This is a genomic window from Zarconia sp., from assembly GCF_057467645.1.
This window is the reverse complement of the sequence record NZ_JBRJXU010000105.1, coordinates 1-23,169: the sequence shown is the minus strand read 5'-3', so window position 1 is coordinate 23,169 and position 23,169 is coordinate 1. Positions and strand designations below refer to the sequence as shown.

11 protein-coding genes and 1 tRNA gene are annotated in these 23,169 nt (G+C 53.1%); 6 read left to right on the top strand and 6 right to left on the bottom strand.

Annotated elements, in window-relative coordinates; all coding sequences use genetic code 11:
- Positions 1–264 precede the first annotated feature (264 nt).
- Positions 265–1,239, top strand: a complete 975-nt coding sequence (locus AC2215_RS16080) for a hypothetical protein (RefSeq protein ID WP_486811005.1) — start codon at positions 265–267, stop codon at positions 1,237–1,239.
- 23 nt (positions 1,240–1,262) lie between these two features.
- Here the strand turns inward: AC2215_RS16080 and AC2215_RS16075 are convergent, their stop codons facing one another.
- Positions 1,263–2,525 (bottom strand): PQQ-dependent sugar dehydrogenase, encoded by a 1,263-nt coding sequence (locus AC2215_RS16075; RefSeq protein ID WP_486811004.1) that lies wholly within the window; start codon positions 2,523–2,525, stop codon positions 1,263–1,265.
- A gap of 224 nt (positions 2,526–2,749) precedes the next feature.
- A complete protein-coding gene (locus AC2215_RS16070; protein WP_486811003.1) occupies positions 2,750–3,826 on the bottom strand; it encodes a Fe(3+) ABC transporter substrate-binding protein in 1,077 nt (358 codons plus the stop codon).
- A gap of 765 nt (positions 3,827–4,591) precedes the next feature.
- On the opposite strand from AC2215_RS16070, the gene AC2215_RS16065 reads away from it, so the two are divergent.
- The 3 genes from AC2215_RS16065 to AC2215_RS16055 all read left to right on the top strand — a co-directional run bounded on the left by AC2215_RS16065 (position 4,592) and on the right by AC2215_RS16055 (position 9,365).
- Entirely contained in the window at positions 4,592–4,918 is a 327-nt protein-coding gene (locus tag AC2215_RS16065; protein ID WP_486811002.1) for a hypothetical protein, read from the top strand.
- A gap of 268 nt (positions 4,919–5,186) precedes the next feature.
- Positions 5,187–7,271, top strand: a complete 2,085-nt coding sequence (locus AC2215_RS16060) for an O-linked N-acetylglucosamine transferase, SPINDLY family protein (RefSeq protein WP_486811001.1) — start codon at positions 5,187–5,189, stop codon at positions 7,269–7,271.
- A 156-nt stretch (positions 7,272–7,427) separates the two neighbouring features.
- Positions 7,428–9,365, top strand: a complete 1,938-nt coding sequence (locus AC2215_RS16055; protein ID WP_486811000.1) for a tetratricopeptide repeat protein — start codon at positions 7,428–7,430, stop codon at positions 9,363–9,365.
- Between the two features lie 229 nt (positions 9,366–9,594).
- On the opposite strand, the gene AC2215_RS16050 is transcribed toward AC2215_RS16055, so the two are convergent.
- The 3 genes from AC2215_RS16050 to AC2215_RS16040 form a co-directional block, all read right to left on the bottom strand.
- Entirely contained in the window at positions 9,595–10,704 is a 1,110-nt protein-coding gene (locus AC2215_RS16050; protein WP_486810999.1) for a TRAP transporter substrate-binding protein, read from the bottom strand.
- A gap of 78 nt (positions 10,705–10,782) precedes the next feature.
- On the bottom strand, positions 10,783–11,064 hold the full coding sequence (locus AC2215_RS16045) for a hypothetical protein (RefSeq protein ID WP_486810998.1): 282 nt from the start codon (positions 11,062–11,064) through the stop codon (positions 10,783–10,785).
- A 458-nt stretch (positions 11,065–11,522) separates the two neighbouring features.
- Positions 11,523–12,194 carry a YdcF family protein gene (locus AC2215_RS16040; RefSeq protein WP_486810997.1) on the bottom strand — a complete coding sequence of 224 codons (672 nt, stop codon included), beginning with the start codon at positions 12,192–12,194 and terminating at the stop codon, positions 11,523–11,525.
- Between the two features lie 230 nt (positions 12,195–12,424).
- Here AC2215_RS16040 and AC2215_RS16035 point away from each other — a divergent pair, with 230 nt between their 5' ends.
- Positions 12,425–13,669: an L-lactate MFS transporter gene (locus tag AC2215_RS16035; RefSeq protein ID WP_486810996.1), complete on the top strand. Its 1,245-nt coding sequence runs from the start codon at positions 12,425–12,427 to the stop codon at positions 13,667–13,669.
- Between the two features lie 196 nt (positions 13,670–13,865).
- Positions 13,866–13,947 (top strand) — tRNA-Leu (locus AC2215_RS16030).
- Positions 13,948–14,027: 80 nt separating this feature from the next.
- Here AC2215_RS16030 and AC2215_RS16025 read toward each other — a convergent pair.
- A partial coding sequence (locus AC2215_RS16025) for a Calx-beta domain-containing protein (protein WP_486810995.1) occupies positions 14,028–23,169 on the bottom strand: 9,142 nt, incomplete at its 5' end.

Below are 23,169 nucleotides of genomic sequence, written 5' to 3'. Positions count from 1 at the left end.
GGGAGCATCGGGAGAAATGGGAGCATCGGGAGAAATGGGAGCATCGGGAGAAATGGGAGCATCGGGAGAAATGGGAGCAAGATGCTCCCACTATGTACTGTGAATTACCCTCCGAAACCCCCGAGAGCTAGCGTTGCCCACGGTTACTTGTGTCCTCACCGGTATGGCAACTACTATAATTGGGCGTTCTTTCCAGAATCCGACTTGGCGCATAGAATACGATCGGGCAAACTATAGCCTTCGTTCATCTATCGATCGGTTTTTATGGCTCCACGGACGACAATGCCCAAACCCAATGGGATCGTACTGACAATTTTTTGGCTTTTGACGCTGGGTTTAGGCTTTTTGGGCGGTGCATTAGCCAGACCTTACTTTTCGAGTGTTGAGGGTGCAACAACGAAAGACGGCGATTTCCCCAAACCAGGGGCGGTCAAAAAACAAAATCCGGAACTCGATCGATTTTTAAAAGATTTTTTAGCAGCAGAAGAAAATCAAATCTATATCACCAGCAAACTCATCGATGAAGACGGGATTTCTCCGAAGATTTTACCGAAACTCCTCGAAAAAATCTTTGAAGAGGAATCGAGTCGGGAAGAAGCGGTTGCGTTTTTAATGGATGAGGAAAATGAGGAGTTAGAATTTTTTCCCAGTTTGATGAACCAAATGTGGGAAGACGAAACGACGAAAGCCACTACGGCGAAACGGTTTGCCGAAGAGTATCAGTTATATCTGATTCCCCCAACCGAGGAAGATGATGCGGAAATTGGCGAGCTCACCGTTGAGGCGTTGGCCTCTTTATGCCCGGAACAAGAGGAGGGAGAAACTCTCGCAGCCTATCAAGAACGGATTCAAGGGTGTAACGAATTGCCTTTGATTGGGACGTTGCGCGATCGATCGTCATTCTATCGTCCGCCTTTTCAGCTTGCCTACGATAAAGTCTTGGTGAGTACGCCTTTGACTCGCGCTCAACCGGAGGAGGAGCAAGCCTATACTTGTGAGGACAGGACGGTAAATGAAACGTCCGCAGAATCTACACCTTATCTGGGTAAGCGAGTTCTGTTAACCAGCATCAAAACTGATGGTATCCGCACCAAAGAATTGGAAGTCACCCAAGCTACCTTTGAGTGCCCCACATCCGGTTCGACGTTTCATTTAAATTCCAAAGATGCGATCGAATTATTTGACGTTCTCGATGAGGTGAATAAGGTGCAAATTCGGATTATCGATTCGATGTTATGAGGTCAGCATTCAGCGATTAGCGGTCAGCTATCAGTCCTAGATTTGAGACGAATCAGTTGTCCGTTCGGTTCGTCGGTAAGAACGTATAAGCCACCATCGGGCCCTTGACGCACATCCCGCACTCGCTGTCCGATCGAGATCGACTCCTCCTCAACAACGTTTCCCGCCTCATCCAACTCGATGCGCCGAACATCTTGGGACACCAACCCCCCGGCAAATAAATCCCCTTGCCACTCCTCAAAGCGATCGCTACTGTAGAACGCTAAACCCGATGGGGCAATTGAAGGAGTCCAGATCAACTTCGGATCGACCATCCCTGGAAGCGACTGTTCTGGGGAAATCAAGCCGCCCGAATATTCCCGACTGTGGGTGGCAACGGGCCAGCCGTAGTTTTCCCCGCCTCGCACCCAATTCACTTCATCTCCCCCGCGCGCGCCATGTTCGCTAGCCCACACTCGATCGGCGATCGGATCGAAGGTCAGGCCTTGAATGTTGCGATGACCGTAACTCCACACGGCGGGATCGGCATCTTCGGTCCCCACAAAGGGATTATCCGACGGGATCGAACCGTCATCGTTGAGTCGCACTACCTTCCCCAAATGGCTGCGGCGATTCTGGGCTTGCTGGCGAATCAGTTCTCCCTCCAGTTCGATGGGGGGATTGCCACCGTCGCCGATCGCCGCCAGCAGCGTCCCATCGGGCAACCATACCAGCCGCGATCCGAAATGCTGCCCCCTGGGTTTGGTTTGGGAAACCTCGAAAATCACTTTCACATTGCTCAGCCGATTGCCGTCAAAGGTGGCGCGGGCGATGCGGGTGCGGTTGGCATCGATCGTCCCGTGGGAATAGGTGAGGTAAATCCAGCGATTCTCGGCAAAGCGAGGGTGTACGGAAACTTCCATCAAACCCCCCTGGCCCTCAGCGAAAATCTCGGGAAGTCCGGCGATCGGATTGGGGTCGAGAACGCCATCGCGCGCGATCCGCAATCGTCCGGGACGCTCGGTAATCAGCATCGCCCCATCGGGCAACCAGGCAATACTCCAGGGGTGTTCGAGGTTTTCGAGGATCGTCACTTTCTCGAAGTTGGACGTAGCAGCGCGATCGAGCTGGATAGGGGTCAACGGCCGTTGACCCCTACTCGAACAACCGGTGATGGCAAATAAGGCGATCGCACTACCGGCAGCAATCAGGCGATCGAGGTAGACTCGCAGCTTGGATTGGCCTGTTGGTGCAGAAGACCCATTTTTCTGAAACATCATTTGTTCTGAGTATATTTTCTTCATCATAAAAAGAACTTTTCTACCCGAGAACGCGTGGTAGGCGCAAAAAAAAAGCTTGAACCCAGCTCATTTTTGAATCCTCAAAACTGAAACTGAGTTCAAACTTATTACTTACGCGGTGTGAAACTTTCAGCGCTCGAAAGGATGGTCGGCGAGTCGAAAAATCCCCCTTTTCCCCTTTTACCCCGTGCTGTCAGGTTTCGGATCGTATAAGTTGCACATGGCGTTAATTACTTCCACCCCGCCCGATCCATCAGTTGTAATGCCTCGGGATTATTTTTACCGATGGTGCCAGCGTTGAGGCTGTCTTCTTTGAAAGGAACGAATTCTTCTAGATAGGCATTATCTAATTCGGCCCCTTCGACCACGGGAAACTCGTTATTATTTTTGGCAAACTGGGTTTGAACTTCGGGGGTGAGGAGATACTCGATAAAGGCGATCGCATTTTCTTTGTTCGGGGCATTCGCCACCACCCCAGCACCGCTAATATTAATGTGAGTGCCGCGACCGTCTTGGTTGGGGAAAAACATTCCCACTTTCTCGATGACCGCCCGATCTTCGGGGTCGTCGGAATTGGCCAGACGGGCAACATAGTAGCTATTGACGATCGCTAAATCGGCGACGCCATCGGCGACGGCTTTAACCTGACCCACATCGTTACCTTCCGGGGGACGGGCAAAGTTCGCAACCAATCCTTTTGCCCACTCTTCAGTGGCTTCGGGGCCGTTGGCTTCTAAAAGTCCACCGACGAGGGATTGATTGTAGATGTTGTTGGACGATCGCACGATGATTCTTCCCTGCCACTTGGGATCGGTCAAATCTTCGTAGGAAGTCAGTTCCGCAGGATCGACGGTTTCTTTGTTATAGACCACGATGCGCGCCCGCTTCGAGAGTGCGAACCAGCGTCCCTCGGAGTCGCGCAGGTATTCGGGGACGACCGCTTCGAGGGTTTCCGACTCGATGGGTTGCAGAATCTCCGCTTCCTGGGCCCGCCACAGACGACCGGCATCCACGGTAATGAAAACGTCGGCAGGACTATTTTCCCCTTCGGATTTAATCCGTTCGACGAGTTCGTCCCCTTTACCTTCGACGAGATTCACGTCAATGCCGGTTTGCTCGGTAAAATTATCGTACAGGGGTCGATCGCTGTCGTAGTGACGCGACGAGTAGACGTTGACGACTTCCTCCGAGCTTTCCCCGGAATCTGCGGTTTCCCCTTGGTTAGCTGCGGGTTGTTGGGTGCAGCCTACAGTGACTGCAAAGGCAGCGGAAGCCACTGCGACAAAACTGTGCTTAATCCATTTCATATCGACTCAGAACTCCTCAACTCGAAAATTTTGGCAATTGTTTTGGTGCGATCCCAATGGCGGTTGGCATTGGCTTGGGTAGACTCTAGGTCGCCGAAAGATCGACGAACCCGATCGATCCGAAGCACTTAAGACCAGCCCGAATCCGAGAATGGGACTCATCTCAAGGTTGCGAAATACATCGTTCGGCGACCCCGCGAGCGATCGCCTCTTTTATCGCCAATCTCCGAACTATCTTAGCGTGTTAATGCAAGTAATTTCTATTTAAAATTCAAGTTAATGGCAATGGGTTGAACTAGCAAGGGGCGGTTGGGCGATCGGGTGGTTTCCGGTGAAGCGGTGAGTTGACCTGATGAAAAGCCAGGATGCGTGGCAGTGCGAAAAGGAGTCTCAGAAAATAAAGAGGGAATCGATTACTCTAAAAACTCTCAATTATGTAGCGTCCGAAACCTAAGCTGAGACCTTTGCTATCCGACATTATCTTATCGTTCTCTCAACAGAGCCCCCTGCCGTGGACGGGAGGGGGAAGCCATCGGATACGTGCGCAATCGGCTAATTCGGGACTTTTTCTACTAGATCGCCATGTTCGTCAACAATTCGATCTGGAAATTTATCGAATTGTCAACTCACCCTCGAGAATCATGCCAGAATGGCAACACAACAGAAGAAATTCAAATTATGCTATCGATCGACACAAATACATAGAATTCGTATTAGTCTGCGACTTATTTGAATTCAGGTCAATTAACGCCATAGGAGAATACTATGCGTCATCCCTTTGACTTAAATCCAGAAGAAATAGAGTCCGTCGATCTGGATTTTGAAGAACCCATTTCCGATGAGGAAGCCGAACAAGTGGGCGGCGGACTTTCGATTTATACGAGCATGGCATTTGGTGAAGAAGGCGGAGATTTTCCGGACTACCCACGTCCGATTTTTCCGCCTTATCCGTTACCATTTCCCATTGATGAATATCCCAAGCCATTACCCAAACCTATTCCCTGGCCGATTCCTCCAAAACCCATCGGACCGCCGGATGTGACAACATTGGCTATTGGTGAAGAAGGAGGCGATCCGATCGATACTTGGTGATTTGAGAACGATTTCCATCAAAATTCTACTCCTAATACTCGGCAGTACTGAGATACAGTACTGCTTTTTTTATAGTAATTTACTGCCAAAATGGCACTCGAACGTTTTAGTTTTTTAGTTTAATAAAAAAAATACATCACGTTCGATAGAAATTTCCAATTCCAAATCATTCAAAAGGAAGGCGAGGGAGTTACAAAAAAAATAAAGTTTTAATTTTTTTTTCAAAAACGTAAGAAAATATACAGACAAACATAAATAATAAAATTTTATGTTGATTCTAGAAAACTCAATTGAATCTGCCATTCAAAAATATCGCCAGGGACATTTAACAGAGGCGGAAACCCTCTCCGAGCTGATTCTTCATCAAAATCCTAAGAATATCGATACTTTAACCCTACTCGCTCTCATTGCTCAGAGAAAGGGTCAACTCGATCGCGCCGAATCTTTGTATCGACAAATACTCCAAATTCAACCCGATCGCATGATGGCTTATGGTGCATTAGGGGATTTGTATTTGTTTCGCTACTCGAATCGATATCAAGATGCGATCGAAGCCTATCAACAAGTTTTAAGCTTCAATCCACCGCACTCAGTGGCGTTAAATACTTATAATTACTTAGGGAAAGCCTTCATCGAATCCGGTCAGTTCAAACATGCAATTCAGGCGTATAAACAGGTGATTGAGCTAAGAAAAAATGGAGCATTTGGTTATTATAATTTAGGGAATGCCCTGGCAAAAAATAAGCAATATAGTGAAGCAATAGAAGCTTATCAACAAGCAATCGAACTCAATCCGACTTATTATGAGGCATATAGTAATTTAGGAAACCTTTTCAAAGAAAAAGGAAAACGATTGGAAGCGATTGAAGCTTACGAAAAAGCCATTGAAATTAAACCGGATTTCGAGCGTCCGAGATTTGGAATTCTAAGTAATCAAATTCCCATTGTTTATGCCAGTGTTGAGGAAATCGATCGACGCCGCAAAAGTTACACTCAATACTTACAATCTTTAGTCGATCGCTATCAATCGGCAACTCCTGAAGAGCGGGCGATTTATGCCGATGGTGTGGGTGCATCTCAGCCCTTTTATCTAGCTTATCAAGGATTAAACGATCGCCCATTGCAACAAATGTACGGGCGGGCGATCGTCTCGTTAATGCAATCGCGATATCCGCAATGGAGTCAACCCCCCGAACTTCCTCCGTTGAAAAATGGTGAGAAAATTCGGGTAGGCATTGTGTCGGCATTTTTCTACAGTCATTCTAATTGGAAAATCCCAATTCAGGGTTGGGTGGAAAATATCGATCGAAGCCGTTTTGAACTCTTTGGCTACTACTGCGATCTCAAACAAGATTCCTATACGAAAATTGCCGCTCGCTCTTTGGAAAAATTTGAGATGGGCAACCGGTCTTTAGAACAGTGGTGTCGAGAAATTGAAGGCGATCGATTGCACGTTCTTATTTTTCCTGAATTTGGGATGCATTCCACCACTCTGCAACTGGGATGTTTGCGACTTGCCCCCATTCAAATGACCTCTTGGGGACATCCGCAAACCAGCGGTTTACCGACGATCGACTATTACCTGAGTAGTGATTTGATGGAACCGGAAAATGCAGCGGAAAACTATACCGAAGAAGTGGTGCGCTTGCCGAATCTATCGATTTTTTATCCCCCCTTCAATATTCTTCCCACTCCCGTTTCTCGATCGGATATTGGAGTGCAAGAAAGCGAGACTCTCTTTTGGTGCTGTCAGTCGATCTATAAATATTTACCCCAACACGACGATATTTTCCCCAAGATTGCCCGATTGCTACCCACGGCAAAGTTTCTCTTTATTCAATACGGTCGGGGTCAATACGTCACCGATATCTTTTACCAACGCCTGCAACGCGCGTTTGCAGAATTCGGTTTGGATGCAACCCAATACTGTATATTTCTCCCCCGAATGAAAGCGAAACTTTTCGCGGGGATGAGTGCGATTTCCGATGTCTTTCTCGATAGTATCGGCTGGTCGGGTTGCAATTCCACCCTCGAATCTCTCAACCACAATTTGCCAATTGTCACCCTTCCTGGGGATTTGATGCGCGGTCGCCATACCTCGGCGATTCTGAAAATGATGGATCTTGACGAAACTATTGCAACGGATAAAGAAGATTACGTCAATCTAGCCGTTCGATTGGGACGCAACCGGGAATATCGCCAACAGATCGCTCAAAAAATTGCTGCTAACAAACACCGAGTTTACAACGATCTTAAACCCGTTCGTGCCCTGGAAGCGTTTCTATCGCGCACCGTCTCGGAAAAAATTGGCGACGATCGCACCTCGCTTCACAGTCCGAGAGAGATGGATTAGTCGGCCGTAGGGGCACAAGCATTTGGGCGATGAATGATGGTAAACACGAAACCTAATCTATCCAAATGCTTTGCCCTCCACTCTCATTGACTTTCGCAGTGCCCTAAACACCTCAACACGTCAAAAAAATATTCAAACCGATCGCCGGAGTCATCCATGAAAACACTATCAGAAGCCTTGCAAATCGCCGTTCGCCACCATCAAAATCAACGGTTTAACCAAGCTGAAAAACTCTATCGCCAGATTTTGGCAAAACAGCCCGATCGACCGGAAGCCCTGCACGGACTGGGGATTCTCGCCCAGCAATGCGGTCGGTATCAGGCGGCTGGGGAGTTACTCGAAAGCGCGATCGCCCATTCGCCAAATTCAGTCCGATCTTGGGTGAGTTTGGCCAATTTGCGGCAAACCCAGGGTCAATTCGCCGAAGCCGTCGAGTGTTACCAACGGGCGATCGAACTGGGGGGGGATTGCGCCAATCTCCGCAATAACCTGGGTTACGCCCTCCAACAGCAAGGAAACTGGGAAGGGGCGATCGCATCCTACCAAAAAGCCCTGGAACTCGATGGGGATTGCACTGCCGCCGATGTCAGCCTCGCTAATGCCCGGTACGAACGGGGGGAACTGCCTGCGGAACGATACCCCCATTACGCCCAACTCAACTGCGATTTGGGTCGTACTTGCCAGCAGGGGGGAGATTTGCAAACGGCGGCAGCATACTATCGACAAGCGATCGCCCTCAACCGAGAATTAGCGATCGCTCATCGCCGCCTGGGGGAGATTCTCCAAAGTCAGGGGCAGTTTCAAGAGGCGATTGAGTCCTACCAAACCGTCCTAGAACTAGATAGCGATGACGGACAAACCTACCTCCATGTGGGCAAGCTGTACCAAACCCAAAACCAACTCTGTGAAGCCGTCGCCGCCTATCGGGAGGGACTCAAGCGCGTCAACCCCCGCTATGCGGAGGCGATCGCCGCCTACACTCCAACGGCAACCCCGGCAGAAGATCGTCAACCCCCCCAAATCGAACTCGGGAAATTCACCCTCGGCGGCTACAGCTTCCCCGGTACGCCTCCGGTGGCATCACCCACACAAAAGCGACCCTTCTGGACGGTGATTATTCCCCTCTACAATCGCACCCACTACCTACTCGAATGTTTTGCCAGCGTCTTGGCGCAGTGGCAGGGGAACGAGGAGATGGAAATTCTGGTGATGGACAATGCCAGCGATCCGCCTTTGTGGAACTGGGTAGAGGCGATCGGCGGTGGCATCGTCCGCTACTATCGCAATCCGGAAAATATCGGCGCGCGGCGCAATTTCAACCTGGGAATCGCCCTCAGTCGCGGCCAGTGGATTCACGTGTTGCCCGAGGATGAATACGTACTGCCCGGTTTTTATGCCAAACTCCAAAAAAGTCTCGAAGCCTGTCCCGATTCTGTGGGGGCGGCTTTCACCGGCTACGAAAATATCGACGATCGCGGCCGGGTGATTTTCTCCCAACAAGTCTACGGCGAAAACTCCGGCGTTCACCCGGATTGGCTGCACAAAATCGGCAAGTCCAACCTCCTCAACCCCTGCGCCGTTCTCATTCGTCGGGAAACCCACGAACGCCTCGGCGGTTACGATCCCGATAATACCTATACCCCCGATTGGGAACTCTACAAGCGGATTGCATCGTTCTACGACTGGTGGTACGAAGGGGAAATTCTCGCCCGCTACCGCCAGCATCCGAATAATATGACCAGCGAATTGCTGGTATCCGGGGCACAGGCAACTTCAATTCGATTGGGGATTGAAATTTCTCAACGATATTTGCCCGTCGAACATCGAGACATGATTACCCAAAGTGCCCGCAACCACTATTTCAACTATTGTCTGGAACACCTGTTACTCCCCCTCAAAGCTGGGAATATCGACGGGGCATTTCGCTTGCTGCAAGAAGCCCTGAAGATCGATTCGTCTCCCGAAGCCCTCTCAAAGTTGTTTGAGTGGTTGAATCGGGAAGAAGCCGCACCGTTACGGGCGAAAATTGCCTCGCAGTTAATTGCGGTTTCGACTCAACCGACTTCGGAAAGTTTTTACTTTGCTTATCCGTAGAATGGGGAATGGGGAATAGGGTTAGAAATCTGTAGGGTGGGCAGTTTTTCGCGAGGGGATTTATCTTGGACAATCTTCTACTGCCCACCGTCCCCGAATTTTCGATCGAAAGTGCGATGAATCTTAGGAGTTATCGCCAAGAAGGGCGAAGCATTTGGATATGTGAGGTTTCGTTTGAGCAGACTGTAATCGCTCAAATGCTTTGCCCCTACAGATCCTCTGCCCTCCTTCACGATTGCGTGGAGGTGGTGACAAAATTGGCAAAGCTCAATTCGTTAGTTCGATTCCACTGATAAATCTCATCTCGGAACCCTTTCCACTGCTCGTAAACCTCTTTAAAAATGCCATCCTCATTGGCATTTTCCTCCAATAACTCCGCCGAGGCTTTCTGGGCGGCTGCTAAAATTTCCGGGCTGTAGGGCGTTAATTTGACCCCTTCACCCACCAACCGTTTCAGGGCGGCACCGTTGCGGGCATCGTACTGGGCGAGCATATTGATGTTGGCTTCGTAAGCGGCGGTACGGAAAACTTGTTGATATTCCGAGGGAAGTTGATTCCACTGATTTAGATTCACCAACACATCTAAAGTTGCCCCCGGTTCCCACCAACCGGGATAGTAATAAAACTGTGCGGCTTTGTGCAATCCCAGTTTTTCATCATCGTAGGGCCCCACCCATTCTGCGGCATCGATCGCCCCTCGTTCTAGGGCCAAGAAAATCTCACCGCCAGGGAGGACTTGAGCGTTCACCCCCAAACGAGTCATCACTTTGCCCCCCAATCCGGGAATGCGCATTTTCAACCCATTCAAGTCCCCAGGGGTTTTAATCTCCTGCTTGAACCAGCCCCCCATCTGCGTGCCGGTATTTCCCGCCGGAAAGCTGATGACGTTGAAATCGGCGTAAATCCGTTGGATCGCTTCCAAGCCGCCGCCGTGGTACAGCCACGCATTTTGCTGTTGGGCGTTCAAACCGAAGGGAATCGAGGTGGCAAAGGCGAGAGCGGGATTTTTGCCGATGTAATAGTAGCTGGCGGTATGGCCGGCTTGCACCGTTCCCCCCTGAACGGCATCGAGTACTTCTGTGGCTGGGACCACTTCTCCGGCAGCGTAGGGGGTAATGCTAAACCGTCCGTCCGTCATCTGGGCAACGCGATCGCACACCGTTTGTGCCCCCCCAAAAATCGTATCGAGAGAGGTGGGCCAACTCGTTGCCATTTTCCAACGCACGGTGGGTAGGGATGCCCCGGAACCTCCCGAATCCGTAGCACTGCCGCAAGCGGCTAAGGTGGCGGCCCCGGCAGCACCGACGGCGGCATGGCTGAAAAATTGTCTCCGTTTCATCGAAATACTGGGTTTGAAACCCCGTCCTTCTTACGCGATTGCACATGGCGAGGAAACCTCGCCGTGCCTCGCGCGCTTTTAGGACGGCTTTACAAGTAGCCCGTTTGCACGAGAGAGAATTCGGACTTTACGGGCTGAGAATTGTCCGATTCGTTTCCAGTCGATATCGCTAACCGACACTTGGGTAACCGTGCCACCACTTACCCAACCCCGATAAACCTTTCCCGCGCGGGTGGCTTCCACGTAATCCCCCTTGCGAACCCCGTGTCGGGTTGTCGTCCCTCCATACTTCCGCCGCTTGCCGCCTTTGGAAAATTGCAGCAAGTAGAGCAATTTTTCAAGAAGCGTCGTCGCCTCCACCACCTAATCCAAGATGTCTGGGCGTTACCCCACACCTCACAACAGAGGTTTGTAGATAGTCCGGACTGGCGAAATATCCGGAAGTACGTGCCAGGATTAGGCTCTACGGTGTAGTCAGATTCCGGTAGTTGGTTGGCGACCCTTGCCTCCGTCCCTTTCAGGGCGGAGTTATTCTGACAGCGAGATTGGCACGCAGATGTTTACACGATCGAGATTCAAACGAACGCCAGTACGGGTTAAAGCTCTGATGTTGGTTAGCACATTGTGTGGGAAGGAGTCGAAGCACACAGGGAGAACGGGATCGGAGGCACTCACTTGGGATTCGATCGCCCATTTCCCCACACCCGACACCCCACACCCTACGCTCACCCGAAACTTCCGATTCCGAACTGACATTCAAACTAGCTGTAGTCTACGACACATCGGCAGATTCTGGGGGTTGCTTGTCTCCGAAATCTTCAAAAATTGGTATCCAATCCCCCCTGATGCTCGCATTTGAATTCTCGCTGCCGCCACTGGTCTAAATTCACCTGGGCGAGAGGTTTGAGATTGGTGCAAGTTGGGGCGTAAACTTGGGAAATTCCCGCCCATAGGAAACCCCGAAAGGTATCGACGAGGGTTTTGAGTAAAGATTCTCGATTGCCGGGAACCCCGGTTTCATCCACTAAATCCGTTTCCACCCAAATGCCGTGGGAACCGAGGATAATTTGTGCCAGCCATTTTGCCCTGGGGAGATGGGATGGGGAGGTAATCAGCTTCAGGCGGCGAATGCCCCACCGTTGGAGAATTGGTTGGGTGAAGTAGAAGTTGCCAAAGGTGGAGTTGGCGCAATTTTCCAACCACACATTTTCGATCGCTGCTTTTTCTCGCTGGAAAATTAACAGGATGCAGGGCTCGTCAGACCCTTTGGAAATCAGGATCGGGATATCGGGGTACTCGGTGGCGAGGCGGGCGACGTGAATCTCTCGCTGGATGCTGCCGCCTAGAACTAGAAAGGCATCGACATCCCCAGAAGCCGAATCGCGCAATCTCATCGAGTTCCCCACCGCGAAGGTGATGCCGAGGGCGATCGCAACGAGTAACATCAACTGCAATCCTCGTTTGAAGATCGGGGATTTAGGTCGGACCATCTGAAATTTCGATCGTCATTGCGATGACTGGGCATTGGCACGCTGGGTGCGCACATACCAATCTTACGCCACGACCTCCAGACCTCAGCTCACCTTCACCCGCGTCCTCACTCCTATGGCGGTTGCGATAAAGTTCGCCCGGCTACGATCGAGCCGTAAATTCAACATTAGAATTTCAACATGAGAATGTTGACCAATTCATTCAGACACGATCGCGGCGATTATCACCGATGAGTACCATCCCTCACGAGCCAGAAACGACTGTATTCGGTCTACCCGCAGACCGGGGCAGATGGCTGTTGATTCCTTTGGGAACAATCGTTTTGCTTTGCCTGGGCAGTGTTTATTCTTGGAGTATTTTTAGAAAACCGTTAGAAGCCGAACTCAACATTAGCGCCACTGAAAGTTTACTCCCCTATACCTTGGTACTGGTTTTCTATGCGGCCTTGATGCCGCTGACGGGTTTTTACATTCCCCGGATCGGCACCCGAGTCACGACGGCCATCGGAGGGATTATCGTTGGCGTGGGCTACGTTCTTTCGAGCTTTGCCACCCAGATTGGAATGCTGAGCGTCACCTATGGCGTTATTGCGGGGACGGGGGTGGGAATTGCTTATGGGGTGCCGATGGTAGTGGTTTCTCGATGGTTTCCCGATCGCAAAGGCTTAGCGGTGGGTCTGACCATTATCGGGTTTGGGCTATCGCCGCTGATTACCGCTCCCCTAGCCGATCGATTGATTGGTGCCTACACCGTCAGACCGACCCTCAGAATTTTTGGGATCGCCTTTACGGTGATTATTTTAGCGATCGCCCTCGCCCTCAAATTACCACCCCCAGGCTGGTCTCCCCGCCAACAGAGCGCGAACGCCACCGCAACCCCAACCCGAACCTACCCGACCCATTTGTTTAAGAGTCGAGCGTTTTACGGTCTGTGGCTTTGCTATGGGATTGGCACGTCGGTTGGGTTGAGTGCCATTGGGATTTCCAGTCCCGTGGGAGAAGAGGTCATCGAGATCGAGCCAGCCGTGGCAGCCTATAGCGTATCTCTATTTGCGCTGTTTAATGGCATCAGTCGTCCGCTGTTTGGCTGGTTGAGCGATCGCTTTAAGCCTCATTACGTGGCGATCGCCTCCTACACCCTCACCCTTATTGCCTGCGTGCTGATGGTAAATGCCCGAGAGGGACAAGTTGCTACCTACCTGGTTGCTTTTTGCCTCTTTTGGTTTTGCTTGGGAGGCTGGTTAGCCATGGCTCCCACGATCGCTCTGCGGTTCTTCAACCCCGAGCGATACGCACAAAATTACGGCATTGTGTTCACCGCCTATGGTGTCGGAGCTTTAATCGGAACGTTCGCCACCGGACGCATTCGAGATATGTTCGGCACTTATACCTATACCTTTTACCTGATGGCCGGACTCGCAATAGTTGGCATTGCGAGCGCCAGTTTGATGCTCAAGCGCGATCGATCGTATTAGACTTTAGACTTCTGGTGGGGAATGGGGAATGGGGAATGGAATCGATTCGGCATCAAAATTGATTCTGTTTTTTATTTCTGGAGATGTCTATTCGCGATCGCGAATTCAATGTGTTGGGCAACGAAGGAATTTTTCTCGCTCGAACCCCTCCCATCCGGACACTGCTTTGGTATAATAGTAAAATTGACGTAATCTTGCGGACGTGGCGGAATTGGTAGACGCGCTAGATTTAGGTTCTAGTGTCGCAAGACGTGAAGGTTCAAGTCCTTTCGTCCGCATTACAAAAAATCCAATCGAAAAATGGCGGCAGTTCCCTAGAGAGAACCGCCGCCATCTTGGTTGTATCGGTGTTGTGCCTTTAGACTAAGCTAACGAAATCGCTAGAGTCAATCGCCCCCGCAGCGACTCCAGGCAGCAGTACCGAACCGCTACCGAGTTCGATTTTCGCCCCGTCGGGGGTATCCACCGCAATTGCCGGACGCTGTTGAATGTCTGCGAGCAAGTCAGGGGAAACCGCCAGCAAGTCTGCGCCATCGGTAAAGTCGGCGATGATGTCGTTGCCGGTGTCCGGGGTTAGGATAAAGCGATCGCTGCCGCCCCCTCCGGTTAAGCTGTCGTCGCCCAAGTCGCCGGAGAGGGTATCGTCGCCCAGACCGCCGTTAACCCGATCGTTATCTTGACCGCCGCCGAGGTAGTCGTTGCCCTCGCCCCCATCGAGGGTGTCGTTGCCGATATTGCCGAACACTGCATCGTTTCCGAGTTCGCCAGCGGCAAAATCATCATCTTTGCCCCCAGCGAGGGTGTCGTTTCCGTCGGCCCCGTAAAGGAGATCGTTGCCGAGATTGCCGTAGAGTACGTCATCCCCGACATTCCCCAACAGCCAGTCATTATCCTGACCGGCAGCAATGGTGTCGTTGCCCTCGCCACCATCTAGCGCGTCGTTTCCGATATTGCCAAATAGCCAGTCATCACCAGCGCTACCGGATACAGAATCGTCATCTTTTCCAGCGGCGATCGTGTCGTTGCCGTTCCCGCCATCAATGAGATCCCCTCCTTTGTTTCCAAAAATAAAGTCATCATCGTTCCCCCCGTCGAGGGTGTCAGCGCCTGCACCTCCGGCAATCAGATCGTTGCCGTCACCCCCTTCAACCCGGTCGTCGCCCTTATCGCCCAGCAGCCAATCGTCACCGGCATTGCCCCGAAGGGTGTCGTTATCCTGACCCCCATAGAAGAAGTCGATTGCTTCACCCCCTTCAATGCGATCGCTTCCTTTATTTCCAAAGGCGTAATTGTAGCCGTTACCGGTGAGAATCAGGTCATCGTCGCGGCCGCCGGAAAGGATGTCGCTGCCATCGCCCCCTTCGAGGGTGTCGTTCCCCTGATTTCCGTAAGCGATGTTGTCACCGCCACCGGTTCGTACCAGGTCGTTACCCGCAAAGGCGGTAATCGCTTCGTTGCGATCGTCTCCAATTAGGGTGTCGTCTCCATCGGTTCCTTCGATGACGTGTTCGATATTGATGCCGATATCCAACTCCACGTTCAGTTCCCGCAAGGCTTCGAGTCGATCGAGATCGATTTCGCCCAACGCCACCGATTGCAGGAGTTGAGATTGAATTCCCTGGGCAATGGTTTGCTCGCGGGCAATCTCCGTTCGCAGGCTTTGCAAGTCGCTGTTGCTATCGGCGCGATCGACGATTTCGTTAATTTTGGCGTTGCTTTGGGCAATGACAGAGGCGAGTCCTTCCACCAGGATGTCCGCGAGGGAAGGTGCAACCTCATCGAGTAGGGCGGCAATGGTTGCCGAGTCGCCCAAGTTAGCAAAAGACCGACCGGTTTTCAGGGATGCCACCAACGCATCGACGACGGTCGTTTCTGCGTTGTCTACATCCAAACCGATAATGATGTCGGCGAGTTGGGTGAGGGTGGCGTTAATTTGAACCTGTTTGGCATACATTTCCAACCCGCGAATATCGCCTTTCGCCATTTCCACGAAGGGATCGAAGCTTTCGATCTCGTCGGTTGGTAGGTCGAACGCCTGCGAAATCGTGGCGATCGCGCTTTGGGTATCGGGTTCTCGAACCCCAGCCCGGATTAACGCCGTCCAGGGAGATTCGAGGATGTTACCGTAGCTGATGTCGGCCAGTTCGAAGGCGATTTGGGCGGCAATGGCTTCTCGGGCCGTTTCTCCGCTATCGGTGACGGTGGCAATGGCACTATTGCGATCGCCTAACGCCGTTATTGCCGTATCCAGTTCCACCGGGGTGACTCCCAACTGGGCGGCAGCCCCTTCGACGATCGATCGCAATTGGGCCGCGTCGGTGAAGTTGACGGTTTCCCCTGCCCGAACCCGATCGACAATTTGGGACACGATCGCCGATGCGGCCTGGTTTTGGCGATCGTCGAGATTCTCGGTTTCCTCTCCCTCCACGGTTTGGGGAACCAAACTGTTGACCCCGAAAATTAGCAAGTTTTGCAGTTGCCCTTGGGCGCGGAATACCGTGGCCGCGTTGTCATCTCCGGCGCGAATACCGGCTAGGGGACTGTCCCCGTCGAGGTTGAAACCGGTTGGCAATTCCAATGCTTGCTCGATTTGAGCTTCCACCGTTTCGGGGTTGGCAGGTTCGAGTTTCAGTGCCAGCATCGTCAGGGGCGATGCCACATCCCACTGGGGTGAGGTGACAAAATCGAAGCGCTGGTCTTGGTAGGTGTCCGTATCCACCCCCTCGGTGACGACCACTTGACCTTCAGCCAGGTCGATTTGTCCGTTGCCGTTGGTATCGTAAATTTCCAAGGGAATCGCCAGTTCGTATCGACCGTTCTGGCGGGTAATCGTAAACGGTTCGCTCGGGTCTTGAATGCCGTTGAAGTTGGTATCGAAGAAGACCGTACCCCCGGCAATCGGACCGTCGAAAGCCGTGGCGACGCTGAAGCCATTTTCGCCGTATTCGAACTCGGCAAGGGTATAGGGTCCGAAGTCTACCGAGTAGAGCTCGCTCTCAAATCCGAGAAACTCGCCGCGAATTCCCACCTGTGCCGAAGCCGTCAGCGCCCCGTAGAGGTTGAACAGTTGCCAGGGTTGGAGGATGTTGGCCCCAATTTCGGAAATCGCCCGAATTTTGCCATCTGCGGTACCCGCACTTTCCCCGGTATCCCGGAAGTCGATGCCCAAATCACCGCGCAAGCCGCCCTGGGCGTAGGCTTCGATTTTGGCAACCCCGAGACTCAGCCCGGCCGACAGACCCATTTCTAAACCTAGGCTTCCGTAGAACTCGTCTACATCCGCCCCCGTCCCGTCGGCATTTTCGGTGTCGCTGACATAGAAGCCATCCAACACCATAAAACTCGCCTCGGGCGCGAAGTTGGCTTGGGACCAGTTGAAGAAGCCTTGGGTATCGAAACCAAATGCCAGGTCTGCCCCGACACCGATATCGCCGCCAAAGTTGAGGGCAATCGTCGGCGGTCCCACCCAAACGGGGAACGAGGTGCTAAAGCTCGCCCCCAATTCTAAGGCAGGCAAATCGTAGGTGAACAGGGAAACATCTTCCTTACCCAACAAAAGATCGAGCGCCGCCATCGGGTCGGTGAGGATGGGGAATTCCAGGGTGCTATCGTTGCGAATCGCGTCGAAGAGTTCTTTGGGCGATCCGGTGGTGGAGGTGCTGAGTTGACTTTCCACCGGCAGCGCTGACACTTTGGGCAGTGCCGATTTCACCGCATCGGTACTGGGCACTTCGATCGACGGAGCCGTATTTTCGACCCCACTGTTGATGTCGTCAAAGGAAGGCACCTCGAACCCTTTGCCCAAATCCGGCAGAGCGAGATCGAAGGAACCGAGATCCACCACGTAATTGCCTTCGGTATTGGCAATTTCATCGATTAAGCCGCTGATGCGATCGATGGTTTTTACCGCCTCGATAAACGGTTGGACGTTGACTTTGTTTTGGGGCAGGACGGCGACGAGATCGAGGAGGGAAACATTGCCATCGCCATCGTTATCGAGGGGTTTGCCGAAGAGCGTGTTTACCCCTAGAGAAGAGAAGAAGGGGATGTCTTGTTGCAAGAAGTCGAGTACCGGACGCAGAGGATCGACCACTTCGTTGATTTTGCCAAACACCGGCTTGGCAAAGTCGCTAACGAAACTACCCGCATCGACGCGCAGGTTATCGAAAGCCACTTCCGGAACTTGCGGCCCGGTAAACGTCCCGTTTTTGTAACTGAGGGCTTCCCAATCGACGTTGAGATCGAACAGGAACTGGGGCAGTACGGTACTCCCTTCGAGACTGGTGGCGACATTGAAACCGAGGTTCGCCCCGGCTTCGAGGGTGGGGTTGAATAAATCCTTGAGGGCGAAATCCCGAGAGAGTTCCGAGAGGGTGAGGCGGTTTTCGTCGTCCGGGGCTGCTTCAGTGAGGATTTCCCCTTCGTCCTCGTCGTACTTACCGTTGCGGTTGCGGTCGTAGCGTCCCACAACGGGTAAGTCGGGAAACGTACCGTCGGCGTTTTGTTGGACGATCGGTTCTCCAGTTTCCCACGCGCCGCTGCCGTCGGTATCGAGGAATTGAATTTCCGGGGTATTATCGAGGTCGTTGAGGCCAACCCTTAAGTCCACTCCCGCACCGGTGGGGTCGTCGGGATTGTTCGCGGCATCGATTTGCAGGAATCCCAGGTTGCCGGTGGCGTTGAAGTCTTCGTTGAGATCGACCCCCACCGAAGCCCTGACCTCGGTAGAGTCGGTATTGACGAAGAAGCCGAAATCGTTGCTCCAACCGATGCCCAGACCCAGGTTGTACTCGAAACTGGTGATGGCTTCCCCCTCAACTTGCAATCCCAAGGCGGGAATCCCCAGGTCGGCATCGAGACTGGTCTTGAGTTCGTAGGTGTTGCCGATGCTGATGTCGAAGGTCGTTTCGTCCAAACCGATGGCGATATCGACCCCCACTTCCGTGTCAAGCCCGACGGTATCGAAGGCCTTTTGAATCGCGTTTTGGATAATTGTGCTGACTTTAGTTGCCGTGGCCTGACCTCCCGCTTCGAGTTCGGCAATCAGGAAATCGCGGAACGTACCGATGAAGTCCGGCGCGTACTCGGCCAGGGAACCCACCAGGGGTAATTCGATCGCGTTGAGTTGTTGGGTCAGCAAGCCGTCGATTTCGTCGAGAACCGTTCCCATCCCGCTTGCCACCTGGCTGCTGTCGAGTTGGGCATCGGCGATCGTCACTGGAACCGGGATAATCTCCAACCCATTGTAGTTGGGGTCGGTACTGGTCGCGGTAAAGCTGAGATCGAAGCTTTCGGGGTCTTCTGCAAAGGTGTCTCGCAGACCGAAGACGGGAATACTAAAGGTGTCCGCCCAGTTGTCCGACGTCACGACTAAATCGGGAATCGGTTCGAGGTCTTCGCCGGTATTGAAAGCAATCGTGACATCGGCAATGGGTCGGGAGGCCATGGTGACATTAATGAAGTCGGGGTTGCCGTCACCCTCGATGACATAGGTTTGCGAGCCCGTCCCCAAAATGGAAATCCCCGTCGTCTCATCTTCGGTAATTGCCACGGGAATATCGACGATCGCCCAACCATCGTAGTTGCTATCGGCGCTGCGGACGGTGTGGGCAATCGTGGCGGTGCGATCGTGTGCGTCGATATCGTCGTTGACCGCCGTCACCGTCACCGTTTGCGGCTGGTTCCAGTTGGTGTCGTCGAAGGTGAGGGAGTTGCTGTCAAAGCTGAGTTCCACGTCCTCAGTTAGGGGTTGAGTTACCGGGTTGGCGCTGCTGGCGAGGTCGATGGTGACGGGGTTGAGGGGGGCACTCTCCAGGACGATGGTGTAGCTATCGATCGCCCCATTTTCCGTCACCTGGGTGGTAAAGCCACTTTGGCGGACTTGAATGCCGGGGATATCGTTATCGATAATTTGCATCTCCACCGGATCGATCGCCAAACCGTTGTAGTTGGCATCGTTGCTGCTGACGGTATGGGTAATGGTTTGGGTACGATCGCCTTCTACCGTTTGATTGTCGATTTGCGGCAGCGTTACCGTTTGGGGAACGTTCCAGTTGGCGGGGGTAAAGGTAACGGTGTTTTTGTCCGGTGTCACCTCGCCGTTGGTATTCAGGTTGATGGTAACGTCGTCTACCGGTTGGCTGGTGAGTTCGATGGTATAGCTGTCACCGGCAATCCCTTCTAAAACTCGGGTGGTGTTCCCCGACTGGCGAACGCGCACTCCGGCGATGTCGTCATCGTAGATCGTGACGGTTTGGCTGGCATTGGCAGTATCGACGGTGTAACCGGTGCCGCCGTCGAGGGTCACGCTAATGGTTTCCCCACCGGCTTCAACGAGGTTGTCTTGAATGGGATTCACGGTGATATCCGCCCCCGTAGACCCTTCAGCAACGAATACCGATCCGGTGAGGGTGGTGTAGTCATCTCCTGCGGTGGCATTGCCCGCCGTCACCGTGTAGTTGACCGTCACTCCCCCAGCCGGGGCGGGTTGGTCGAGGGCGAGGGAGAACCGTCCGGCGATAATGCTTTCTTCGCTGGCAGCTTCGGCGGCAAGGATGCGGGCAGTGGGACTGTCGTTATCTTCGATGGTCAACACCGCCGGGGAGACTTCCGTTTGTTTGGGATAGTTGGGATCGCTGTGGTCGAGAATCCGGTGGGTAATGGTGCCCCCGTGCAGTCCTTCCACGTCGGTATCGTCGATCGCCCGAACGTAGATACCTTTTGTGGCGGTATCTGCTAGGTTGACGATAACGCTGCTGGCAAACGTCGCGCCGTCGAGACTGACCTGGGTTTGGGTGTCGGCGACGACTTCGACGGGAATCGCAACATCAGGGGCTTTCGTCAGTTGCAGGGTATAGGTGGTGCTACTTCCTTCAGCAATCCGATTGGGAGTGGAGACCAACAAGCTGTAACCGTCGTCGTCGAGGTTGGTGAGGCTGACAGATTCTGAAGGGAGACTGGCGTAGCGGGTATCGTCGCTGGTAATACTCGACACCAAGTTGTAGGAAATATCGCCATCTTCGGCGATGTCGTCGAGACCCTGCACCGTGACGGTTTTAGCAGTTTGCCATTCTTCGGGGGCAAACGTCACCGCAGCGGATGCCCCTAGCGTCCCGCCGTTGACGAGGAGGGCTTCGTTCCCGTTACTAGAGGTTAGCGTTACCGTGACCGGGGCGGTGGGTTGGGTTTCTAAGCGCACTTCCACCTCTGCGGTCGTTCCTTTCTCGCTGGTGGTATTGCCCAAGGCCGTGAGGCGCACGCCGGCCGTATCGTTATCTTGGATGGTAATGGTCGCCGTTTGGGCGTTGGGATCGGCTTGGTAGTTGTTATCGGGTTGGATAACTAGGGTGGGAGACTGAGGATCGAGGGCCAAAACCAAGGAGCGATCGCCCTCGGAAATTTGGTTATCCTGGGCTTGAACTTGAATCGATGCCGTGGTTTGACCTTTGGCGACGGTGACGCGACCGGAAATGGGGGTAAAGTCGGTGCCGGAGATGGCGTTGCTGCTGTCGGAGAGGGTATAGGCGATCGTAATCTCTTCGTGGGCGGCTTGGTCTAGGGTGATGAGGAAAGCGCCCAACGTCCCGTCTTCGCTGGCATTGGTACTCGGTTGGATACTGACGGTATATAAATGGTCGTTCTCGCCGATCGTAAACTGGATTTCGTTACTGTCCCCCACGGTGTAGAGTTCGCCGCCACTGGCCTCAAAGAGGCGCACGGTAATGGTTTCGTTGGGGTCGTAAATGGCATCGTCTACGGGATTGATGGGAATATCCACCGTCGTGGTGCCTTCGGGGATATTCACCGTCCCGCTGAGGACGGCAAAATCATCGCCGCTAGTCGCACTGCTGCTTCCGGTGACGACTTCGTAGCCGATATTCACCCCACCGTCGAGGGCAACCGTCGCCAAATTGACTTTAAATTGACCGGGTACTTCCCCATCTTCTGTGGGGTTGCTGACCTGTTGGAGGGTGGCGACGGGAATCTCATCGTTGTCGGCGATCGTGAAATCAACCGACTGAGTACCACTGAGGGTGTAGAGAGCCGCGTTCGTGGGATGACTGGTGAGATTGACGCTGAAGGTTTCGCCGCCGGGTTCGTAGATGAGGTCGTCGGGAATATCGATTTCGACCTCTGCCGATGTCGCGTTATCGGCAATGAAGACGCGACCGGCCGGGGCGTTGGTATCGGAAAAGTCCGTCCCCGAGGTTGCCGTTCCGGCGATAAGGTTGTAGTAAAAATAGGTACCTTGCTGCCCCCCGGAGGTTTCGTTCCCCAATGCTAGCGAACTGAGTTGGACGCGGAATTTGGCTTTAGTGCTGCCTTCTTGGGGGGCGGTGACGCTGGCAATCGTTACGGTGGGAGCCACTTCATTATCGGCGATCGTCAGCGTTGCGCTACCCGTGCCGATGTTATAGTCTCTACCCGCGCCGTTTACCGAGTTCCCCAGGGTAATGGCGAGCGTTTTGTCGCCATCGAGTTGGGTATTCTCGATGGTGTTGATGGCGATCGTTTTGCTCCTTTCTCCTTGGGCGACGCTAATCGTCCCGGTGAGGGGGGCGTAATCCTCGTCGTTCCCCGCCGTTGCCGTCCCGCCGGCCGTGTAGGGAATGGTGAAGTTATGGGGGGCGGGTTTATCCAGGGTAATGACAAACGAAGCGTTACTGCCTTCGGTGACGGTTGCCGGACTCGCAGCAATGCTAATGGTGGGTTCGTTGTCTTCGAGGGTCAGCGTCTTGGTGCTGGTTCCCAGATTGTAGATGCTGCTGTTGGAGAGGGAAAACTGAATCGTCTCGTTGGGATCGTAGGTAGTGTCGTTGACGGGAACGACATTGATGGCAAGACTCGTCGTATTGGCAGGAATCGTCACAGAACCATTAAGAGCCACACCGTTGTATTGCAACTGGTAGTCGCTGCCGCTGGTTGCCGTTCCTCCCAGGGAAAACGGCACTGTTAACCGACCGGGAAAACTATTATTCAGGTTGAGGGTAATGCTGCCGTTGGTCCCATTTTCCGTGAGGTTGACAATATTCCCCAAGCTAACCGTCGGCTTCGTCATCGACTCCAAACCGTAGACTTGCGAGCCATTGTAAGTCGAGCCGAGTTGTAAGGCCGTCCCGCCGTACTCGTACAGGTCGGCGTAAACACCGCTCCCGTTCCAAGCCCCCGTCCCCCCGGAAACGCTATTCCCGGAAAAGCTGCTATTAATCAAAAACAGGCTGCCGCCACTGACGAAGACCGCACCGCCGACACCCGCGCCACCGCCGCCACGACCGCCGACACGATTGCCGCCCCCATCTTCGTTATTGCCCGAGTTGCCGGAGCCGCCAGCACTACCAAACGTGCCGCCAGCACCACCGCTACCGCCACTGCCGCGTTCTCCCTTTCCCGGACTATCTTCATCATCGCCACCGCCGCCGCCGCCACCGCCGCCAGCACCCCAGCCGCCGCTTCCACCCCAGCTACCATGCCCGGCCGAGTCACCCCCTTTACCCTTTTCG